1 protein-coding gene is annotated in these 902 nt (G+C 74.5%); it reads left to right on the forward strand.

What is annotated here, in order from left to right; genetic code table 11:
• Positions 1–242: 242 nt before the first annotated feature.
• On the forward strand, positions 243–902 hold a 660-nt coding region (locus DD1DGNOD_RS14710; protein WP_346434327.1), incomplete at its 3' end, for a cobalamin biosynthesis central domain-containing protein.

Here is a 902-nt window from a genome sequence, read left to right on the forward strand (position 1 = left end):
ACGGATGGTCACGATGACGGATGGTCACGATGACGGACGGTAGGAGGCCGCCGGACAACGGCCTTCGATCAGCGAACGGGCCATTCGCGCGCGGCTGGCAAGGCCGAGGAGATCCGGATGGTGGTGTTCTGTCCGGACCGGCGACAACGCGGCCTGGCGGGACGCTGGGGGAGGCAAGCCGGACAGCTGTTGTCCAGCAGCCTCCGGAGGCACCCGGGCGGTCGGGCATCGGCCTGGTCGCGGTGACCGCGGCCGGTCGCGCGGCCGCCCGGGATCTCGAGCAAGCCTGGCCGGACGCCCGACTCTACGACGGCACGGCCCGCGAAGCGCTCACCGCGGCGGTCGCCGAACGCGCCGGGGTGGTCTGCTTCCTCGCGACCGGAGCGACGGTCCGGCTGCTGGCCGACAACCTGCTCACCGGCAAGGACAGCGACCCGGGCGTGGTCTGCGTGGACGAGGCACGCCGGTGGGCGGTCGCCCTCGTCGGCGGGCACGCCGGCGGAGCCAACGACCTCGCCGGACGCGTCGCCGCCGCACTCGGTGCGACCGCCGTCGTGACCACCGCCAGTGACGCCTGTGCGACACCCGCCCTCGACTCGTTCGGCGCCGACATCGGTCTGCGCGTCGAACCCGGGTCACAGCTTGCCGCCGTGGGCACGGCGATCCTGTCCGGCGAGCCCGTGACCCTGCACGCGGACGCCGTCTGGCCGCTGCCCGCGCTGCCGGAGACGGTCCGGTTCGCCGATCCCGCCGATCCCGGCGAGACCGCCGGCGCGGACGCGGCCAGGCCGGTGCCGCAGGCGCCGCAGATCAGGCCTGCGACGTCAGCCGTGCCGACCGCGCCAGCCCCGCCGATCAGGCCGATCAGGCCGACGATGCCGACGATGCCGACGATGCCGACG

The sequence above is a fragment of the Candidatus Protofrankia californiensis genome (assembly GCF_900634765.1).
GTDB lineage: Bacteria > Actinomycetota > Actinomycetes > Frankiales > Frankiaceae > Protofrankia > Protofrankia californiensis.